At 57.8% G+C, this 16197-nt stretch carries 21 protein-coding genes; 11 read left to right on the forward strand and 10 right to left on the reverse strand.

Annotated elements, in window-relative coordinates; all coding sequences use genetic code 11:
- The first annotated feature begins 3 nt into the window (after positions 1-3).
- Complete coding sequence (locus BLU35_RS01005; RefSeq protein WP_353615010.1) at positions 4-369, forward strand: DUF1515 family protein; 366 nt, start codon at positions 4-6, stop codon at positions 367-369.
- A 9-nt stretch (positions 370-378) separates the two neighbouring features.
- Here BLU35_RS01005 and BLU35_RS01010 read toward each other — a convergent pair whose 3' ends face one another.
- A complete protein-coding gene (locus BLU35_RS01010; RefSeq protein WP_143032878.1) occupies positions 379-1047 on the reverse strand; it encodes a hypothetical protein in 669 nt (222 codons plus the stop codon).
- A gap of 618 nt (positions 1048-1665) precedes the next feature.
- On the opposite strand from BLU35_RS01010, the gene BLU35_RS36580 reads away from it, so the two are divergent.
- The 4 genes from BLU35_RS36580 to BLU35_RS01030 all read left to right on the forward strand — a co-directional run bounded on the left by BLU35_RS36580 (position 1666) and on the right by BLU35_RS01030 (position 3369).
- A complete protein-coding gene (locus BLU35_RS36580; RefSeq protein ID WP_093231928.1) occupies positions 1666-1917 on the forward strand; it encodes a type II toxin-antitoxin system HicA family toxin in 252 nt (83 codons plus the stop codon).
- A complete protein-coding gene (locus tag BLU35_RS01020) occupies positions 1914-2456 on the forward strand; it encodes a type II toxin-antitoxin system HicB family antitoxin (RefSeq protein WP_093231929.1) in 543 nt (180 codons plus the stop codon). The genes BLU35_RS36580 and BLU35_RS01020 overlap by 4 nt, the downstream gene beginning before the upstream one ends.
- Positions 2449-2901 carry a hypothetical protein gene (locus BLU35_RS01025; RefSeq protein ID WP_093231930.1) on the forward strand — a complete coding sequence of 151 codons (453 nt, stop codon included), beginning with the start codon at positions 2449-2451 and terminating at the stop codon, positions 2899-2901. Before BLU35_RS01020 ends, BLU35_RS01025 begins: the two co-directional genes overlap by 8 nt.
- A 168-nt stretch (positions 2902-3069) precedes the next feature.
- Positions 3070-3369 (forward strand): hypothetical protein, encoded by a 300-nt coding sequence (locus BLU35_RS01030; RefSeq protein WP_093231931.1) that lies wholly within the window; start codon positions 3070-3072, stop codon positions 3367-3369.
- 73 nt (positions 3370-3442) lie between these two features.
- On the opposite strand, the gene BLU35_RS01035 is transcribed toward BLU35_RS01030, so the two are convergent.
- On the reverse strand, positions 3443-3994 hold the full coding sequence (locus BLU35_RS01035) for a hypothetical protein (RefSeq protein ID WP_093231932.1): 552 nt from the start codon (positions 3992-3994) through the stop codon (positions 3443-3445).
- 108 nt (positions 3995-4102) lie between these two features.
- Between BLU35_RS01035 and ligD the strand changes: the two genes are divergently transcribed.
- From ligD to BLU35_RS01055, 4 genes are all read left to right on the forward strand, one after another.
- Positions 4103-5083 (forward strand): non-homologous end-joining DNA ligase, encoded by a 981-nt coding sequence (gene ligD / locus BLU35_RS01040; protein WP_093231933.1) that lies wholly within the window; start codon positions 4103-4105, stop codon positions 5081-5083.
- Positions 5084-5220: 137 nt separating this feature from the next.
- Complete coding sequence (locus BLU35_RS01045) at positions 5221-5592, forward strand: TIR domain-containing protein (protein WP_093231934.1); 372 nt, start codon at positions 5221-5223, stop codon at positions 5590-5592.
- 10 nt (positions 5593-5602) lie between these two features.
- A complete protein-coding gene (locus tag BLU35_RS01050) occupies positions 5603-6556 on the forward strand; it encodes a caspase family protein (protein ID WP_093231935.1) in 954 nt (317 codons plus the stop codon).
- Between the two features lie 4 nt (positions 6557-6560).
- The gene (locus tag BLU35_RS01055; RefSeq protein ID WP_093231936.1) at positions 6561-7034 is read left to right on the forward strand and encodes a toll/interleukin-1 receptor domain-containing protein; all 474 of its coding nucleotides are present in this window, start codon (positions 6561-6563) and stop codon (positions 7032-7034) included.
- A gap of 60 nt (positions 7035-7094) precedes the next feature.
- Here the strand turns inward: BLU35_RS01055 and BLU35_RS01060 are convergent, their stop codons facing one another.
- The gene (locus tag BLU35_RS01060) at positions 7095-7925 is read right to left on the reverse strand and encodes a hypothetical protein (RefSeq protein WP_143032879.1); all 831 of its coding nucleotides are present in this window, start codon (positions 7923-7925) and stop codon (positions 7095-7097) included.
- Positions 7926-8265: 340 nt separating this feature from the next.
- Here BLU35_RS01060 and BLU35_RS36815 point away from each other — a divergent pair, with 340 nt between their 5' ends.
- Positions 8266-8577: a flagellin gene (locus tag BLU35_RS36815; protein ID WP_093231938.1), complete on the forward strand. Its 312-nt coding sequence runs from the start codon at positions 8266-8268 to the stop codon at positions 8575-8577.
- A gap of 254 nt (positions 8578-8831) precedes the next feature.
- Positions 8832-9053 carry a hypothetical protein gene (locus tag BLU35_RS01070; RefSeq protein WP_093231939.1) on the forward strand — a complete coding sequence of 74 codons (222 nt, stop codon included), beginning with the start codon at positions 8832-8834 and terminating at the stop codon, positions 9051-9053.
- Positions 9054-9143: 90 nt separating this feature from the next.
- Here the strand turns inward: BLU35_RS01070 and BLU35_RS01075 are convergent, their stop codons facing one another.
- The 7 genes from BLU35_RS01075 to BLU35_RS01105 form a co-directional block, all read right to left on the reverse strand.
- Positions 9144-10391 (reverse strand): glycosyltransferase family 2 protein, encoded by a 1248-nt coding sequence (locus BLU35_RS01075; protein ID WP_093231940.1) that lies wholly within the window; start codon positions 10389-10391, stop codon positions 9144-9146.
- 512 nt (positions 10392-10903) lie between these two features.
- The gene (locus BLU35_RS01080) at positions 10904-11290 is read right to left on the reverse strand and encodes a DUF930 domain-containing protein (protein ID WP_057248178.1); all 387 of its coding nucleotides are present in this window, start codon (positions 11288-11290) and stop codon (positions 10904-10906) included.
- A 120-nt stretch (positions 11291-11410) separates the two neighbouring features.
- Positions 11411-11872, reverse strand: a complete 462-nt coding sequence (locus BLU35_RS01085) for a YbaK/EbsC family protein (protein ID WP_058323563.1) — start codon at positions 11870-11872, stop codon at positions 11411-11413.
- An 88-nt stretch (positions 11873-11960) separates the two neighbouring features.
- Entirely contained in the window at positions 11961-12149 is a 189-nt protein-coding gene (locus BLU35_RS01090) for a hypothetical protein (protein ID WP_057248180.1), read from the reverse strand.
- 143 nt (positions 12150-12292) lie between these two features.
- Positions 12293-12547, reverse strand: coding sequence for a GlsB/YeaQ/YmgE family stress response membrane protein (locus BLU35_RS01095; protein WP_057248181.1), 255 nt, complete (start codon positions 12545-12547; stop codon positions 12293-12295).
- Between the two features lie 156 nt (positions 12548-12703).
- Positions 12704-13999: an L-rhamnose catabolism isomerase gene (gene rhaI, locus BLU35_RS01100; protein WP_093231941.1), complete on the reverse strand. Its 1296-nt coding sequence runs from the start codon at positions 13997-13999 to the stop codon at positions 12704-12706.
- Positions 14000-14013: 14 nt separating this feature from the next.
- Positions 14014-16113 carry a bifunctional rhamnulose-1-phosphate aldolase/short-chain dehydrogenase gene (locus BLU35_RS01105; protein ID WP_093231942.1) on the reverse strand — a complete coding sequence of 700 codons (2100 nt, stop codon included), beginning with the start codon at positions 16111-16113 and terminating at the stop codon, positions 14014-14016.
- Positions 16114-16197 lie beyond the last annotated feature (84 nt).

A 16197-nucleotide genomic window follows, 5' to 3' on the forward strand; every position in this document is an offset into this window, starting at 1 on the left:
CCAATGGAAATTGATGCGGCGGTTCACCGTCAGCTTGGGGAGCTGGTCGCGGGCATGCGAGGCTTGCAGGAATCTATCCGGCGGTTGGAGGAGGGATCGGTGCGAGCCGAGGATAAGGCGGCGACTAGTCGCGCCGCCGTTCACCAACGCATGGATCAGCTTGTCGACCGCGTTGGGCACGTCGAGGCTTCGGTTGCCACGATCGGCGAGGATGTCTCCGAGATGAAGCCAGTCACCGATGACGTGAAGCGCTGGAAGTTGATGGGCATCGGCGCACTCGGCGTCACGGGGATCGCGGCTATGGCGCTCGGCGTGAGCTTTGCGGAAGCTATCCGCCGGATCGTATTCGTCATTCTCGGAAAGGTGTGAGAAGAAGGGTTAAGGTTTGTTTCGCCAAGCGACGCGAAGCTCATGCCATAACTTCTGAAGAAAAGGAGTGCTCTCATCTTCCGGTTTTTCGATGTCCGAAACTGGCGGAGCTTCCTCGGGCTGGTCAACCCACGCGTCGAGCGCTTCATTCCACGCCTTCGCCGGCATCTCCGTCATTGCACCTGCAGCCTTGTCGGTCCACAAGTACCGGTAGTCCTTCAAAGCAGTGGCGTAGCCGGAGTTCGCAAGGTGCTCCATGATCGACCAAACCTCTTCCATAGCTTTTCCTAATGGACCTCGTTGGAGCAGGAACGGGCTCCGCGTCGTCGGTACCACATTGCTTTGGCAGTACAGCCAGTGAGACAGAACTTTGTCGAAGATCGCTTGGCCAGGATGAGGTCTCGTGCAAAAGCTGTTTGCAATTTCGTCGACACTGATCTCAAGTCGAAAATAGCAGACAAACCCGCCTTCAGTCGGCTTCAAAGGCGTCGCGACGGCCAGTTCGACAAGAAGTCCTGATGCCCATTCCCACGTAGACATGAAGTCGTGGGAGAAGACATCACCAGCAACGCCCGGCAAGCCCCCAAATTCTTGCACAGTTTCGCGGGCGATGTTTTGAACCAGCAATCCTAACAGCCGAGTTTCGTCGACGATTGCCTGGTCCGCCTGCGAAGTCATCGTCATACCTCTTGAGGTGCGGAATTGCCGCCTTTCGAGACAATTTCACATGCAACGGCTAGATGCTACACCAACCAACAATCTGCAATCGCGCGACAGCCAGCAGGCAGGCGACCAGAAGGTGATCAAAGAGATTTTGCAACGGGTCGAAGGCGGGCAGTTGAGGAGGTAACGACGCGCGAAATTATGGCGCAAGAGCTAGAACGACCAGCCAAGCTGCCAAGGCGATCAAAAGCCAAACCCGAGCGTGTCTAAACCGTTGCCGTCTGGTGGTTTCCCAATCGTAGGACATGAGCTGCCTCCTTTCGGTGGCGCACAATGTCAGATTGTGGCTGGCGGAGGAAGATGTTTTCCCAGCGGACGCACAGAAAAGTGCAATGATGGCCGGCGCCGTCGCGGCCGGCGACCTGAAGGTGATCAAGGAGATACTCCAGCGGGTCGAAGGCGGCAGTTGCGGCGCTGACTGCTGTCCTGCTACTTTTGCGGAAAGATTCGCTCCCTGCAATCATGGACAGGATTTAACTTGCCAGTAACGATCATTAACTATACGACCAAGGTGCAACTGAATTTCAGTTGCTCTGGAACAGTCGCGCATGGCAAACGTTCAATAGGTTGATTATGTCGCGGCTGCAGTCGTTGATATCGGAGTTCAAAAGCTGCAAAGCGGCGTTCCCATTCCCTAAGCTTGTAAGGTTGCTGTCTGGGTTGGGATACGAGGAATTGAAGTCCAAAGGTGGGAGCGGGCGGAAGTTTGCGCATGCCGAAACCAAACAACTCATCCTGCTGCATGAGCCTCACCCGGGTAACGAGGTGAAGGCTTATAAGGTGCGCGAGATCCAGGACCTGCTCAGAGAGAGAAAGCAGATATGAAAACGGTCAGCTACAAGGGCTATCAGGCTTCTGTTGAATATGAGGAGGGCACACTTTTCGTGAAAGTCCTTCACATCAGCGATCTACTCGTGGCTGAGTGCGACAAGGCCTCCGAGGCCGAGGGCGCTGCGCGCGCTCTAATCGATGACTACCTCGAAACTTGTAAGGAGTTGGGTCGTAATCCTGAGCCGCCGTTTAAGGGCTCATTCAACGTACGGATGACGCCTGAGCAACACAGAAAAGTGGCAATGGCCGCAGCCGAGGACGGCATCTCTTTGAACGCTTGGGTATGCCAGGCTGTCACAGAAAAGCTTGATTGCGGCAGGCTCGTTGATCGGTTCGATGGAGTGATCGCTCGCAAAGACAGTGAAATGCGCGCCATTCGCACCCTGCGCACCCTTCAGGCAGACACCGAATTTGTTGTCGCTCACTCTGGGCGAAATCATCCTGAGACGGTTCACGCCGAACGCTTTAATCTGAGCGGTCTAGTCGCTGTTGGTGAAAAGCGACTTCAACCTTGGGGCAAGGCGAATGCCTAAGGCGACCAAATCGAAACAGCCGCCATCTTCGCAAAATAAGCATCAGATAAGGTTTTTAACGCTATTTGATGTGGACGTTTATGTAAACGAACCAGATAGTGAAGAAGAGTACAGGCTTACATATGACGTTTATATATCCAACCTGCAGGAATTGACCGACGGCTTATTTGGTTTCACCTGCCACGTTGCGGTAGGTAAAAAACACACTGAGAATGAGGAAAGCTTCATCCAAATTTCCGCCGCATATGCTTGCTCCGTTTTTTCGGAAGGCGGAAGTTTGGAAAGTATAGAAACGGTGGCGAAGGGATACGCTGGAACTATCGTTTGGAGTCAATTCACATCTCTGTTTGGACTTCTGTCGCACCAGATGAGGATCGAGTTTCCGCCGCTGCCGGTTACGCCGAGTGGGGTAGAGATACGACAGGACGAAGAAGCTTCCTCCTAAATCCGAACGTCACGCGACAAGCAAAGAGATGGCCCCGACGTGACGTGGGGCCAAGAAAGGGTGCGCTGTCCAAAAGGGGACACTCAGGCCTGTGCAGCATAAACGGCCATGGCGGCAACAGGTTCCAGACGGCTTGAATTTCTGCTCGTCGCGATCACATGCTAGATCATGACCGATCCCTACCAGCCCCGCTACCAGTGGCGCCGCACTGAACTGGACGCGAACGATCCGCCGACTGATTTCGATTGGCTCGGCTTCGGCGGCCCCGGCTACATCGGCCGCCTCAGGAAAGAGACCGGAGGCCCGACCGCCGGACGGTGGCATTGGGCCGGGTCGGTCCCTCGGACCTTTCGAGGATCGCCGCCGACGCCAAACCAGGGCTATCGCGATACTGCGCGCGAGGCCTCGGAAATGGTCGAGACCTATTGGGATTGGTGCCTGCGACGAATGCACGATCGGACAATGTGATTCCGCTTGAGGGTTTCGACAAAGCATCGAACATGCCGTTCGAATGGAACCGCAAGTCTGTCGCGGCTGCGGATCAGGGCGGAGGGGTTAATGCCTCATCATCGAACTTCCGGATTTCAATTACTCCTAGTCCGGACTTAAGCTTGACTCCCCACGGCCCAATTCGCATTTTTACAATTCGTCCATCGTCATGCGTAATCCAAAAATCCACTTTAGAGACCTGCGGTCCCTCATGACGGATAGCTGAATAGTGCTTTGCTGCGAGATCCAGATGACTTTCATCACCCTTAAATACACAGTCAGTTATTTTTGGGCCAAATCGGTCCGCTGGGACCCACTTTGTCTGTGGGTAGCGGATCCATTGCTTTCGCGTTGAATCTTTCAGATAATTAGTACCTGACTGGGTTCGCAAATCGGCAGTAAACACTAAAGATCCATCGTCCTGCTCGGTATAAACCGTCACGCTCGACCGGGTAGCGTTCATGGTTGCAGCGTATGCGAAGTTGACGATTTCACAAGATGGGTCTTCGCCATTGTCACCGTTAGCTTTCGCCGGTTGAACTGCGCTGATGACGACCAAGGTCGCTCCCGCCAATCCCGTCAAAAGTTCAGAGATGCACTTCATGGATCGCCCCTATCTTGACGGCCTCATCATGGGTCCGCAGTCCAGCACGTCAAGCTGTCGTCAAGCTTTAGCTTGCGACATTCTCTCCGTTCCATGCGTTAATGCGGAATGGCTAAAACACTACGGAAGAAACCGTCTTCAGCGCCGCCGGCGGATCCTATGCCGCGGCGCATCGAGCCATGTGTCGCAACCCTCGTTGACAAACCTCCGAAAGGACCAGAGTGGGCGTTCGAGGTGAAGTGGGACGGATACCGACTGGCGATCCATGTCGAGCGAGGTGAGGTGAGCGCGATCACCCGCGGCGGCTATGACTGGACGAAGAAATTCGCCTCGATCGTTGCCGAGGCGCGCGAGCTCGGGCACGCTTCCATGATCCTCGACGGCGAGGCTGTCGTGCTCGATGACCAAGGGCGGTCAGATTTCGGCCTGCTACAGCGCGCAATCGGCAAGAAGCCGAGCCTGCACGAGCCGAGCGAGATCATTTTCTATGCCTTCGATCTTCTCTACCTCGACGGCGACGACTTGCGATCATTGCCCCTGGCGGAGCGCAGGCGCCGGCTTGAGCCGATCGTCGCCGGCAGGACTGGCGCGATCCGCTTCTCCGAGGAGGTGCACGCAGACGGCGCTGACTTCTTCCGCGCCGCGTGCGAGCTCGGGCTCGAAGGCATCATCGCGAAGCGGCGAGACGCCCCCTATCGATCGGGCCGCCGGCCTGAATGGCTCAAGATCAAATGCGTTCGGCGCGACACCTTCGCGATCGTCGGCTACGAGCCGTCGACGATGCCGGGCGCGATCGGTCGGTTGTTGCTAGCGGCACGGAAGGGGGACGACCTAGTCTACGTCGGCGGGTGCGGCACTGGGTGGAGCAATCAGGAATCGGTGATGCTGCGCGAACTACTCAACGCAATCCCGGCCGATCGGCCGGCGGTTGCTCTGAAACGCAAAGGCGCAGTCTTCGCTCGGCCGCTGCTGGTCGCCGAGATCGAGTATCGCGCTTGGACGCAGGACGGCAAGCTTCGGCACCCTTCGTTCAAAGCTGTGCGCGAGATGAATGGCCTCGTAGAGGTTTGTGAACTTGACGACCGTTGACTATTTCCGCTCGGGTGTCTGTATCCCCGTCACCGATGGTTGAGCGGCGAGGAAAAATACCATGTGCGTCGCTGCGGTCGGCTACTTATCAATGCAATTGATAGCCTCCGAACTGCAATTGAGCGTTGGGGAGAAAAATGGCCGAGAGAAAAGTAGTTTTCGTAGCATTCGCGATCGAGGATGAGCGTTCCCGTGATTTCTTAAAAGGCCAGTCGCTCCACACAAATTCGCCGTTCGAGTACGTCGACATGTCTGTTAAGGAGGCCTATGCGGCCGACTGGAAGGAGAAGGTGCGGACCCGCATTCGCAGATCCCACGGTGTAATAGTGCTGGCGAGCAAGAACTCGCTGCAATCATCCGGTCAGAAGTGGGAGATTCAATGCGCGAAAGAAGAAAGAAAACCAATCCTCGGGATTTGGATTTATACCGATGATCGTACGCGCCTGGATGGCGTAAATACTGTCGCGTGGACTTGGGATAATATTCGTAATTTCATCGACCGTATTTGAGGGAATTGTAATGCGTAAAGCTCTCGTCGTCGGAATAGATTACTACAACAGTATTTCTTCGCTTCATGGCTGCGTCAACGATGCGCACTCGGTGAAAGCTATGTTAGAGCGCAACGCCGATGGGTCGGTAAACTTCGGCGTTAAGTTGCTGACCGCGACAGGTCCAAACGATACGGTTTCACGTCAAGAGCTTCGAGAGTCCGTTAAGGACTTGTTCGCCGGCGATGAGGAGATCGCGCTTTTCTATTTCGCTGGGCACGGCTACATCGAAGCTGTCGGCGGGTATTTGTGTGCCACGGATACCAGGACGGGACATGATGGCCTCTCTTTGTCGGATGTGATGGGGTTTGCAAACGCCTCGAAGGTTCGCAACAAAGTCGTTATCCTGGATAGTTGTCATGGCGGTGGCGTTGCGCAGGACGCGGGCAATCCGGCCATGTCTGAACTCTCAGATGGAATGACGATCTTAACGGCTTCCACGGCTGAGCAATACGCAACAGAAGAAAATGGTTCGGGTGTTTTCACAAGTCTTCTTGTGGACGCGCTGGGCGGCGCCGCGTCAAATTTGGTTGGCGCGGTCACGCCGGGTGGAGTGTATGCCCACGTCGATCAATCCTTGGGGCCTTGGGCTCAGAGGCCGGTCTTCAAAACCAATGTAAAGACGTTCGTCTCCCTGCGCTCTGTGCAGCCCCCACTTGGGTTGGGCGAACTCAGACGGATCGCGGAGTTCTTCCCCAAACCCGGGTTCGAATTTCAATTGAGCCCCGAGTACGAGCCTGAAAGTATGAACCCAGATCCCGACAAAACGGTCGTTTTTGCGGTCCTACAGAAATACAACCGCGTGAATTTGTTGGTGCCGGTCGGAGCGCCGCACATGTATCACGCAGCAATGGAAAGTAAGGCAGTGAGACTGACGGCGCTAGGCGAGCACTACCGTCGTCTAGTTGAGAAGGGTTTGATCTAAAATAATGGCAAAAGTATTCATTTCACATCAGCACGCGGATAGTTCGCTTGCAAAACAAATCGCCGACCGGCTGCGCTCTTATCACAGCATAGATTCTTATTTGGATGTCATCGATCCCAATCTTACTCGTGGCGAGGATCTCGCGCGCCATATCCAGCAGGAGATGGGAAAGTGCAATCAGTTGCTCGCTGTAATCTCGGAAAAGACACGGGAATCGTGGTGGGTGCCATGGGAGATCGGGGTTGCCACCGAAAAAGACTTTCCCCTGGCGACGTATGCGGGAGGAAGTACTATGCCGCCAGAGTTTCTCCGCAAGTGGCCATACCTGCGAAGCGAATATGATCTTGATTTATACGCGCGAGCATCGAAAGCAGCCGAGACGAGCTACAATTATAAGCGCGGTTTTGGTCACCAAGATGCGCGCCCGAGCTCGACGCGCGAATTCTACGACACACTGAGAAAGAGCTTGGGCCAGTAGCGGCAGGAGAGCTGAAGGCCGGCAAGGTTCATTGACCGCCCGGCCCTCTGCTTTTTTGAGTTAGGTAACGAGAAAATCTTCACCAAGTTCTAAGGTCAACCACTGGCGAATCTTGTGCAGGTCATTTTTCTCAGCGGATATCGCCAAAACGGCTCCTGCACTCCCGACACTCTTCAATTCGGCACTTTTGAGCTTTGACATCACTGGAGTAAGTCTGTCGTAAAAGTTCTGCTCTGACGTCGTATTCTTCGACCTGATCCGGAAAATAAGCTGGCCGTATTGATCGTCCCGTCGCGTTGATCGCGCGTCGTCAGCAAACGTTTGCTCTATCCGGTCTAGTCTGCTTGAGACCGTTTCGAGTTCCTGTAGGAAGATCTTTTCGGTTGGCGCAGCACTTTGCGAGATTTCGATTTTGCCGCGGGAGAAAGTCACTGGGTTATCAATGATATGATCCGGATCGATCGCAGCGTCTACAGCTTGTTTTAAGCCTTCTCTAGCTTTCTTTAGGTCTCGGGGCCATTTGCGCTGAAACCTAAGCGATCGAAAAGAAGCGATATCGAATGGGATCGTCTGCCCTTCAAGATGCATGTGGACAATCGGCTTTTGGATCGTGTGTCGAATGCCTATTTCATAGAATGCGTTTGGGTTTAAAGTTGTAAGGTCTGCGATCACCAAGTCAGCCTCCAAGAGCGAGGTGATCACTTGCGCGTCGATGCGGCCTGGTGCGCTCATCTTATCGGCGCGCGTAACCTCGAAGCTCGCGAAGTGCGTCTCGAAGACCGGAAGAATAATTTCTTCCAGCAACCAGTCCGCGTGGACTCGATCGTCACTCTCCTCCCCTCCGATTGGTCCTACAACGAAGCACTGTTTCTTTTTTGCAAGCTTTGCCACTTTCACCCCCGTCAGTTAGCCCCTTGTTCTCGCACCTTACCGTTGCAAATGCAGGAGGCGCATCAAATCAAGCTCGTCCTCCAAAAAGGTTAAAACCTCGTGTTTGTCGTTCGGTATCGTGCCCCTCTGCGGGGGCTGGACACTACCGCCAAAAAACATAACAAAAATGCTGGACGAACCCGTGTCCAGCATTCCGATAAGGGGTTAATTTTGCTTGATTCAGGTGGCCCGCCTCCGGGCACCATCAAAGATAAGTCATCTCCTTGAATGTTTGGTCTCGAAAAGCTTGAAAGCCACGTTCGGCGTTTACTGAGCGTTGCGTCACTCGTTTGCCCTCAATATGTCGTCCACTCCTGCACCAGCATCTCGCGAAAGCGGATCGCGGCGGCGACGCAACTTCCTGGATATCGATGTCGCCGCGAACCCGCAGTCGCTCGATTCCTACATTCAGTACATTGAAGTCGTGTTGCAGACGACCTTCGCTCAGACGCTGATGGCCACCATCGAAAAGGGGGTCGGACGTTTGGTGGATGCCGATATGAACGAGACGTCGACGCGGCTGAAGGAATTGCAGACGCGGGAACAGCTTGGAATCCAGGCTTTGCAGATAGCCAACTCCAATGCGCAGAACATCCTGCAGCTTTTCCGCTGAGTGATCGCGTCGTCGCGAAGCGATGACGAAAGCATCGCAGCCGAGAAGGTTCGAGCACGTCGCTGATCGGGCATCGATCCTCGCTTTTAGCGAAGGTGGGAATCGACGGCTGTTACCTGCGTTACATGTTCGTCGCAGCTTCCGCCTATTCTCACGCCCGGGAGGACCTGAGCGGCGAATGCCTTCGCCGCGTAATTGATGCCACGAAACCACAACAAAAACAGGGTCGTGGCAGGGTCAACCGAGGATTAGAAATGCGTAAATTTGCCAGGCTTTCTTTAGCAACTCTCGTCGCGGCAACGATCGCCGCCGGTGCCGCGGCTCCGGCTTTCGCAGGAGGCAGCTACTACAAGGGCGTATCGCCGACGCCGGTCAACGAAGGCCACCGGACCGAGAAGTACAATCCGCCCGGAAAGACCGTAAACCGCCCGCCGCCGAGAAACGGCTCCTACTACAAGGGCATCATGCGCAAGTAGGAAAGGCACGTGGGAGCAATCGGCCGAAAAGCCGGCGGCTCTCGATCACGGTCTTGAAAACAAGGAAGGGCGCCGTGGCGCCCTTTCGTTCTAGATCAGAACATGACTGAGAATATCGCCTTCGCTGACCACCATGTTCGGCGGATGGCCGTTGCGCAGATACTGCTTGCGGTCGCTATCGGCGGTAATGAACACGGCGGTGCGGGCAACCTCGTCCGCTGTCAATTGTGTCGTTGCCGGCACGACAGCGATTTCGGAGCGCAGGCCCAACTCGCGCAACAGTTCCTCGATCGCGCGGTGGTCGTCCACGCCGTGAAGAACAAGCCGGTCGATTTCTGCAATCGCGTTTGTATGCCACGTGACAGTCTGAAGAGCGACCATGAGGGGCAGCGCCCCTCTTGCCTGCTGCACGTCGGGATGGTGCTCGAAGCCGGCCAGCATTAGCCGCGTATAGAGTTCATAGGCGCGAACGTAGTCCTTCTTCATCATCCACATGCGCAAGGCAACGCTCATGCGGATCATGGTGAAATCCCTGATCTGCGCATCGAAATAGGCCCGGCGATCGGCAGTCAGCTTGACAGCACCGCGTTTGGCGCCGCTGTAGAGGAAGTACTCAAGACCGCCCCGATACGTATCCCATGCCGTCAGCGTCTCGGCGTGGCCGGCCTGTGGCCGATCGCGGACGATCTTGGAGCGTATCACCTGGCGATAGAAAGGCTTCTTCAGGAAGGTGACGGCGCCCAGTTCCAGAAAATGTGCGAGATAGGAGAAGGCCCAATAGGCGAAGTGCCGGGGCGCCCAGGCGGAGCGCAGCGCCGAGGTCCGGTAAATGCCAATCTCGGGAAACACATGTCGGTCGACGAGAAAATCGAAAACCGGCTCGAAGTCCCGTTTCTTGAACTTGGTATCCTTATCGACCGAGAAGAACGGCGCAGCGTCACGTTCGTCGATCTCGTCGTGTGTGTACCACGGCGCAAAGCACACCGTCACTTCCGGATTGAGATCCAGATAGCGGATTGCCTCGCGCAAGCCATCGTTGATGAGCACGTCGTCATCGGCGAGGTAGAGCGTGTATTCGCCCACCGCGCGGCTGACGGCGCTGATGACGTTGGGAATCGCGCCGAAATTCTCCGACTGGCGGAAATAGCGGATCGGCAACCCCTTGGCGACAAAGCGATCGACGATCTCCCGGGTGCCGTCGGTGGAGGCATTGTCGGAAATGATGATCTCGTACTTGAAGGAGAACTGGTAGAGTTCGACGAAGTAGCCGAGCGCCTTTTCGAGGAAGGGCGCGCGGTTATAGGTGGGAATGCAGATGCTCAGCTTAACCTGGCTCACTCGCCTCTCCATTGTCAGTCACATGCGACAGCGGGCCTTCCGCAGACCGCCGGTCGCGTCTCGTTTGCTTGCACGCCGGCACGAGAACAGCGGTGGCTGGCGATGCAACGGCAGGGATCGGGCGCCTCAGGGCGCAAGGGGCAGCGCGCAGAGAAGGCCGATCCTACGCTCCGTTATTCCGCTTCGATCTTGCGTGAGCCTTGTCTTGAATAAAGGCCGGTCAGGCGGCAGCTGTGCAGAGGGTGAGCAGGACCCCCGTTAGCGATTTGTTAACCATGCTTGCGCAATCTCGATGGTTGTAACAATGGCGCTCGAACCCGGTCTTCATCGAGCCACATGCCCGAAAGCAGACGCATTCGTTCATTCCTAAGGGAGCAGAGACAAGGATGTACGAAATGGCAGCCCATATGATGAAGATGCTGATGAGCATCATGGCCGCGCTTTCGCTCGGCTCGCTGCTGTTTCTAATGGCTGTGCTCTAACGACGGTCAAAGGTTCGGGCGGCGCGCCCGTCAGGGGTAGAGGTAGAACTCGTCCCAGCTCTCGTGCGGCACAAGCTCGCCGATCTTGTATTCGAAAGACAGGACATCCAGGTGCTCCGCGTCGGTGCGGCACTTGAACTTCAGCTTGTACCATTCCCCCTTGCTGCGGAACACGGCGCCCAGCGCCTTCATCTTGTCTTCCTTCACGACCGGCTCGGCGAAGGTGTAGGCGATCACCTTGTCCGGCTTGAAGGTCGACTTGTCGGCGTTGATGCGCTCCATCGCCTCGGTATCGCACCGCTGTTCGAGCCGGGTCTGCGGGTCGAGCTTTTCGAACTGGCGCACCAGGGACTGATCCATCGCCAGCGCCGGGGAACATGTGGCGGCGAAGATGAGCGGGTACGCGATTGTCTTCATGCTCGACGGACTCCTGCGATGAAAAAGAACCGGACCCGGCAAATCACTCCGGGACGCGCCTGCGGTTTCAGTTAAGCTTTGTGGCCATTCCAAGGCAGATCACGTTTCCGAAACGTTGAACTACGTTTCCGACACGTCGATCCATTCGGCCCCGGTCAGTTCGACGATGCGGGCGGGACTGATGTGCACCGCCGCATTGGTGGCACCGGCGGCCGGCACGACGATGTCGTAGGCCTTGAGCGACAAGTCGCAATAGATGCTGTGCGGCTTGGCAAGACCGAAGGGGCAGACGCCGCCGACCGGGTGCCCGGTCTCCGCTTCCACCTCGTCGAAGCCGAGCATGCGGGCCTTGGTGCCGAAGCGGGCCTTGTACTTCTTGTTGTCGAGGCGGGCGTCGCCGCGCGTGACGATGAGGATCACATCGTCGCCAACCCGAAGCGCCAGTGTCTTGGCGATCTGCGCCGGCTCGACGCCGTGGCCCTCGGCCGCAAGCGCAACCGTGGCGGTGCTCTGTTGAAGCTCGATGACATCGATATCTGGGGCGTGCTGGGAAAAGAAGTCTTTGACGGAAGTCAGGCTCATGGCAAAGGATTCACGTTATTGAAAAGCGATGGCGATCGGCCGCGTTGCGAACAACCGTCACGACGTTCGGCTTCGGCGGGCAAATCTCTCAGTCGTCGTTGGAAGCGTCAAGGTCTTCGGGGCGCCGGCCTTCTTGCCCAGGCGGCAGATAGCCATGGCTGGTGAACCAGTTCTCGAGGATCGTGGCGATCGCCTGATCCCGTGACAGCGTTCCCGGGTGATCGGCGATGAAAGACCTGAGCGCCGTCTCGATCTTGTCGGTGTAAAGCGCGTTCATGCGTGCCTCCGTCTGGCAAGTGCGGTGTTCCGTCCGGTGACCCGTCCAGCAGATCACAGTGCTACAGCCCTGTTCGCGCGTCCAGATGGAACGGCCGAGGGCCGTTCCATGCGCGAAGGCGGCTGCCGCCGAACGGTGTGGGCTCAGGCCTGCTTGACGATGCGGATCAGCACCAGAAGGATCACCGCACCGATTGTCGCGTGCAGGATGGCCGAGAGAATACCGCTGCCGAGGCTGATGCCGATCGCCGGGAAGAGGAAGCCGGCGATGAAGGCGCCGATGATGCCGACGACCATGTTGCCGATCAGGCCGAATCCGCCACCCTTGACGATGAGGCCGGCGAGCCAGCCGGCGACCGCGCCGACGATCAGGAAGACGAGAATGCTTTCAATACCCATGAATGGTCCCCTTTCCATTGGATCTCGATTGGAAAGATAGATCAGGAATCGAAATCAGATAGAGGACAATTTCATCGCGCAGCGATTTTTTGAGATTTGAATGATGGCCGGGGCGCCGGACCCCCAAGACAAGGGCACGGCGCTGCTCGATCGGTATCAGACGATCCCGCCTCCGCCGCCGGCAACGGCCGGGCGTTCGGCGGTGACCTTCGCGCGGTATCCACTTTTCCGATAGGTCGCGACGGGCGCCACCGCTCCGCCACTCTCAAGTCGCGCCATCGCAAGGATCGGCTCGACATCGGTGCGGAAGGCAGTCTTCAGCGTCTCGCTCGCCATCAGCGCGTCGTTGTCTTCCTGGCAGCCTTCAAGTACCTCGCGGTCGACGATCAGCGCCTGGGCATAGGCCCGGCAAACCTCGGTCGCGCTCGTCATCAGGCTCTCGATCGGATCGGTGACGTTGTGGCTCTGGTCGAGCATATGCGCCGGCTTGAATCCCTTGGCGCCGCGCGTTTCCGCATCCACCAGCTCGTTGAAGACGAGGAACAGCCGATAGGGGTCGATCACGCCCGTGTCGAGATCGTCATCGCCGTACTTCGAATCGTTGAAGTGGAAACCGCCGAGCTTGCCGAATTGGATGAGGCGGGCGACGATCATCTCGATATTGACGTTCGGCGCATGGTGACCGAGATCGACGAGGCAGAGGGCCTTGGGGCCGAGCTCCTGCGCGATCAGATAGTTTGTGCCCCAGTCCTGAACGACGGTCGAATAGAAGGCCGGCTCGAACATCTTGTGTTCGGTAAAGACCCGCCAATCCTCTGGCAGCGCCGCATAGACCGATTTCATCGCATCGAGATAACGCTCGAAGGCGCGGGTGAAATTGCTCTGGCCGGGGAAGTTGGAGCCGTCGCCGATCCACACCGTCAGCGCCTTGGAGCCGAGTTGCCGGCCGATCTCGATGCATTCGAGATTGTGCTCCACCGCCTGGCGGCGGGTTGCGGCATCGACATGCGACAGCGAGCCGAACTTGTAGGAGTGCGCCTGGCCCGGTGTGTCGGAGAAGGTGTTGGAGTTCATCGCGTCGAAGCCGAGGCCGAGCGACGTGCCCTTCTGCTTCAGTTCGGAAATGTCGCTCACCTTGTCCCACGGAATGTGCAGCGAGACGGTCGGCGTCGCCCTGGTCAATTGCTGGATGACCGCGCAATCCTCAAGCTTGTCGAATATGTTGCGTGGCTCGCCCTTGCCGGGGAAGCGGGCAAAGCGCGTGCCGCCGGTGCCGACACCCCAGGAGGGGACGGCGACGCCATAGGCGGCGACCTTGCGCCTGATCGCGTCGATAGCAACGCCGCGCCGATCGAGTCTCTCGCCGAGGCTGTCATAATCCCGGCGAAGTGCGGCGAGCCGGCTGTCGTTCTCGGCCTCGACCGTTGCCTGACTGATCATCGTCGTGGTCATGAAACTCTCCTCGATCAGCGGGTAAAGGACTGGGCGTTGCCCGCGTCGACATTGATGATGTTGCCGGTCGATTTCGCCGACATGTCGGAGGCGAGGAAGTAGATTGCCTCGGCGATGTCCTCGGGGAAGACGCTGAGCTTCAGCATCGAGCGCTCGCGATAATGCGCCTCGAGCTCGTCGACATCCATCTTGTAGGCCGCCGCGCGCTGCTCCTTCCACTCGCCGGTCCAGATCTTCGAACCGCGCAGCACCGCATCCGGATTGACGACGTTGACGCGGATCTGGGCGGAAGCGCCTTCGAGCGCCAGGCAGCGCGCGAGGTGGATCTCGGCCGCCTTGGCGGTGCAATAGGCCGAGGCGCCGGGGGAGGCGGCAAGACCGTTCTTGGAGGCGACGAAGACGACGTTACCGCCGGCCTTCTGCTGGCGGAAGATGCGGAAGGCTTCACGCGAGACGAGGAAATAGCCGGTCGTCAGGATCTCGATGTTCTTGTTCCAGAGCGCCAGCGTCGTGTCTTCGATGACGGCAGACGAGGCGAGGCCGGCGTTCGACACGAGAATGTCGAGACCGCCGAAAGCTAGTAGCGTGTCGGCGAAGCCGCCTTCCACCGCGGTCTCGCTGGTGACGTTCATGCCGACGGACCGCACGAAATCCTTGCCGTAGCGTGCGGAAAGCTCGGCTTCGGCAGCCGCAAGCGCCGTCTCGTCGATATCGGCAAGCACCACGCACGCGCCTTCCTGCATCAGCCGGTTGGCCGTCGCCTTGCCGATGCCACCGGCGCCGCCGGTGACAAGCGCAATGCGGCCGGCAAGGCTCTTCGGCTTCGGCATGCGCTGCAGTTTTGCTTCTTCCAGCAGCCAGTATTCGATGTCGAAGGCTTCCTGTTCCGGCAGGCCGACATAGGTGGAGACGCCAGAGGCGCCGCGCATGACGTTGATGGCGTTGACGTAGAATTCGCCGGAGATGCGTGCAGTTGCCTTGTCCTTGGCGAATGTGATCATGCCGACGCCGGGCACGAGATAGACGACCGCATTCGGGTCGCGCATGGCGGGGCTGTCGGCGTGTTTGCAGCGCTCATAGTAGGCGGCGTAGTCGGCGCGATAGGCGGCAATCGCCTCAAGCAGAGCGGAAAGCGTCCTGTCGACATCGGGATTTGCCGGGTCGAAATCGATCACCAGCGGACGGATTTTGGTGCGCAGGAAATGGTCGGGGCAGCTGGTGCCGAGCGCCGCAAGCGGGCTCAGATCCTTCGATGTGACGAAGTCGAGCACTGCCTGGCTGTCGTCGAAATGGCCGACCTTGCGCTCGTCCGCGCTGATCAGGCCGCGGATGACCGGCATCAGCTTGCGGGCGACATCGGCGCGGGCAGTAGCGTCGAGCGTCGCTGTTACTGCGCCGCCGAAGGCAGGCTTGGTGTTCTCGACCTCGAACCAGGCGATCGCCTTGTTGATGGACTCGATCGTCGTCTCATAGGCCTCTTTCGCCGTGTCGCCCCAGGTGAAGAGGCCGTGGCTTTCGAGCACGACGCCACGGGCAGCAGGGTTTTCCAGGCAGAATTTTTCCAGCCACAGACCGAGCTCGTAGCCGGGGCGCTTCCACGGCAGCCAGCCGATGTCGTCGCCGAAGATTTTTGCCGTCAGCTCGCGGCTGTTCTTTGCGGCCGCAATCGCGATGATCGCGTCGGGATGCATGTGGTCGACGTGCTTCTTCGGCACGTAGGCGTGCAGCGGCGTGTCGATCGAGGCAGCGCGCGGATTGAGATTGAAGGTGCAATGCGGCAGGTAGGCGACCATCTCGTCTTCGAAATCAACGCCGCGATAGATCGTCTTCAGCGCATTGAGCTTGTCCATATAGAGCGTCGCGAAGCCGTCGAGCTTGATAGTGCCGACGTCGCCGCCGGAGCCCTTGACCCAGAGAACCTCGACTGTGCCGCCGTCAAGCGGATCCTTTTCCATCACCTTGGCCGAGGTGTTGCCGCCGCCATAATTGGTGATGCGTTTGTCGGAACCAAGCAGGTTCGAGCGATAGAGCAGGCGCTCGGATTCGCTCATCTCGGCAGCCTTTGCCTCGTCCCAAAGGTTTGCAAGTCGTGCGCCCTGCTGCTTGTCCAGCATCTCGAATTCCTCCCGGTCTGATGTCGCGCGGCTTGGCGTCCGCACGGAGATATGGTTGGCATCAGATCATAGGACTTGAGCGTT

This window comes from Sinorhizobium sp. NFACC03, from assembly GCF_900103435.1.
In the GTDB taxonomy this organism is placed as follows: domain Bacteria; phylum Pseudomonadota; class Alphaproteobacteria; order Rhizobiales; family Rhizobiaceae; genus Ensifer.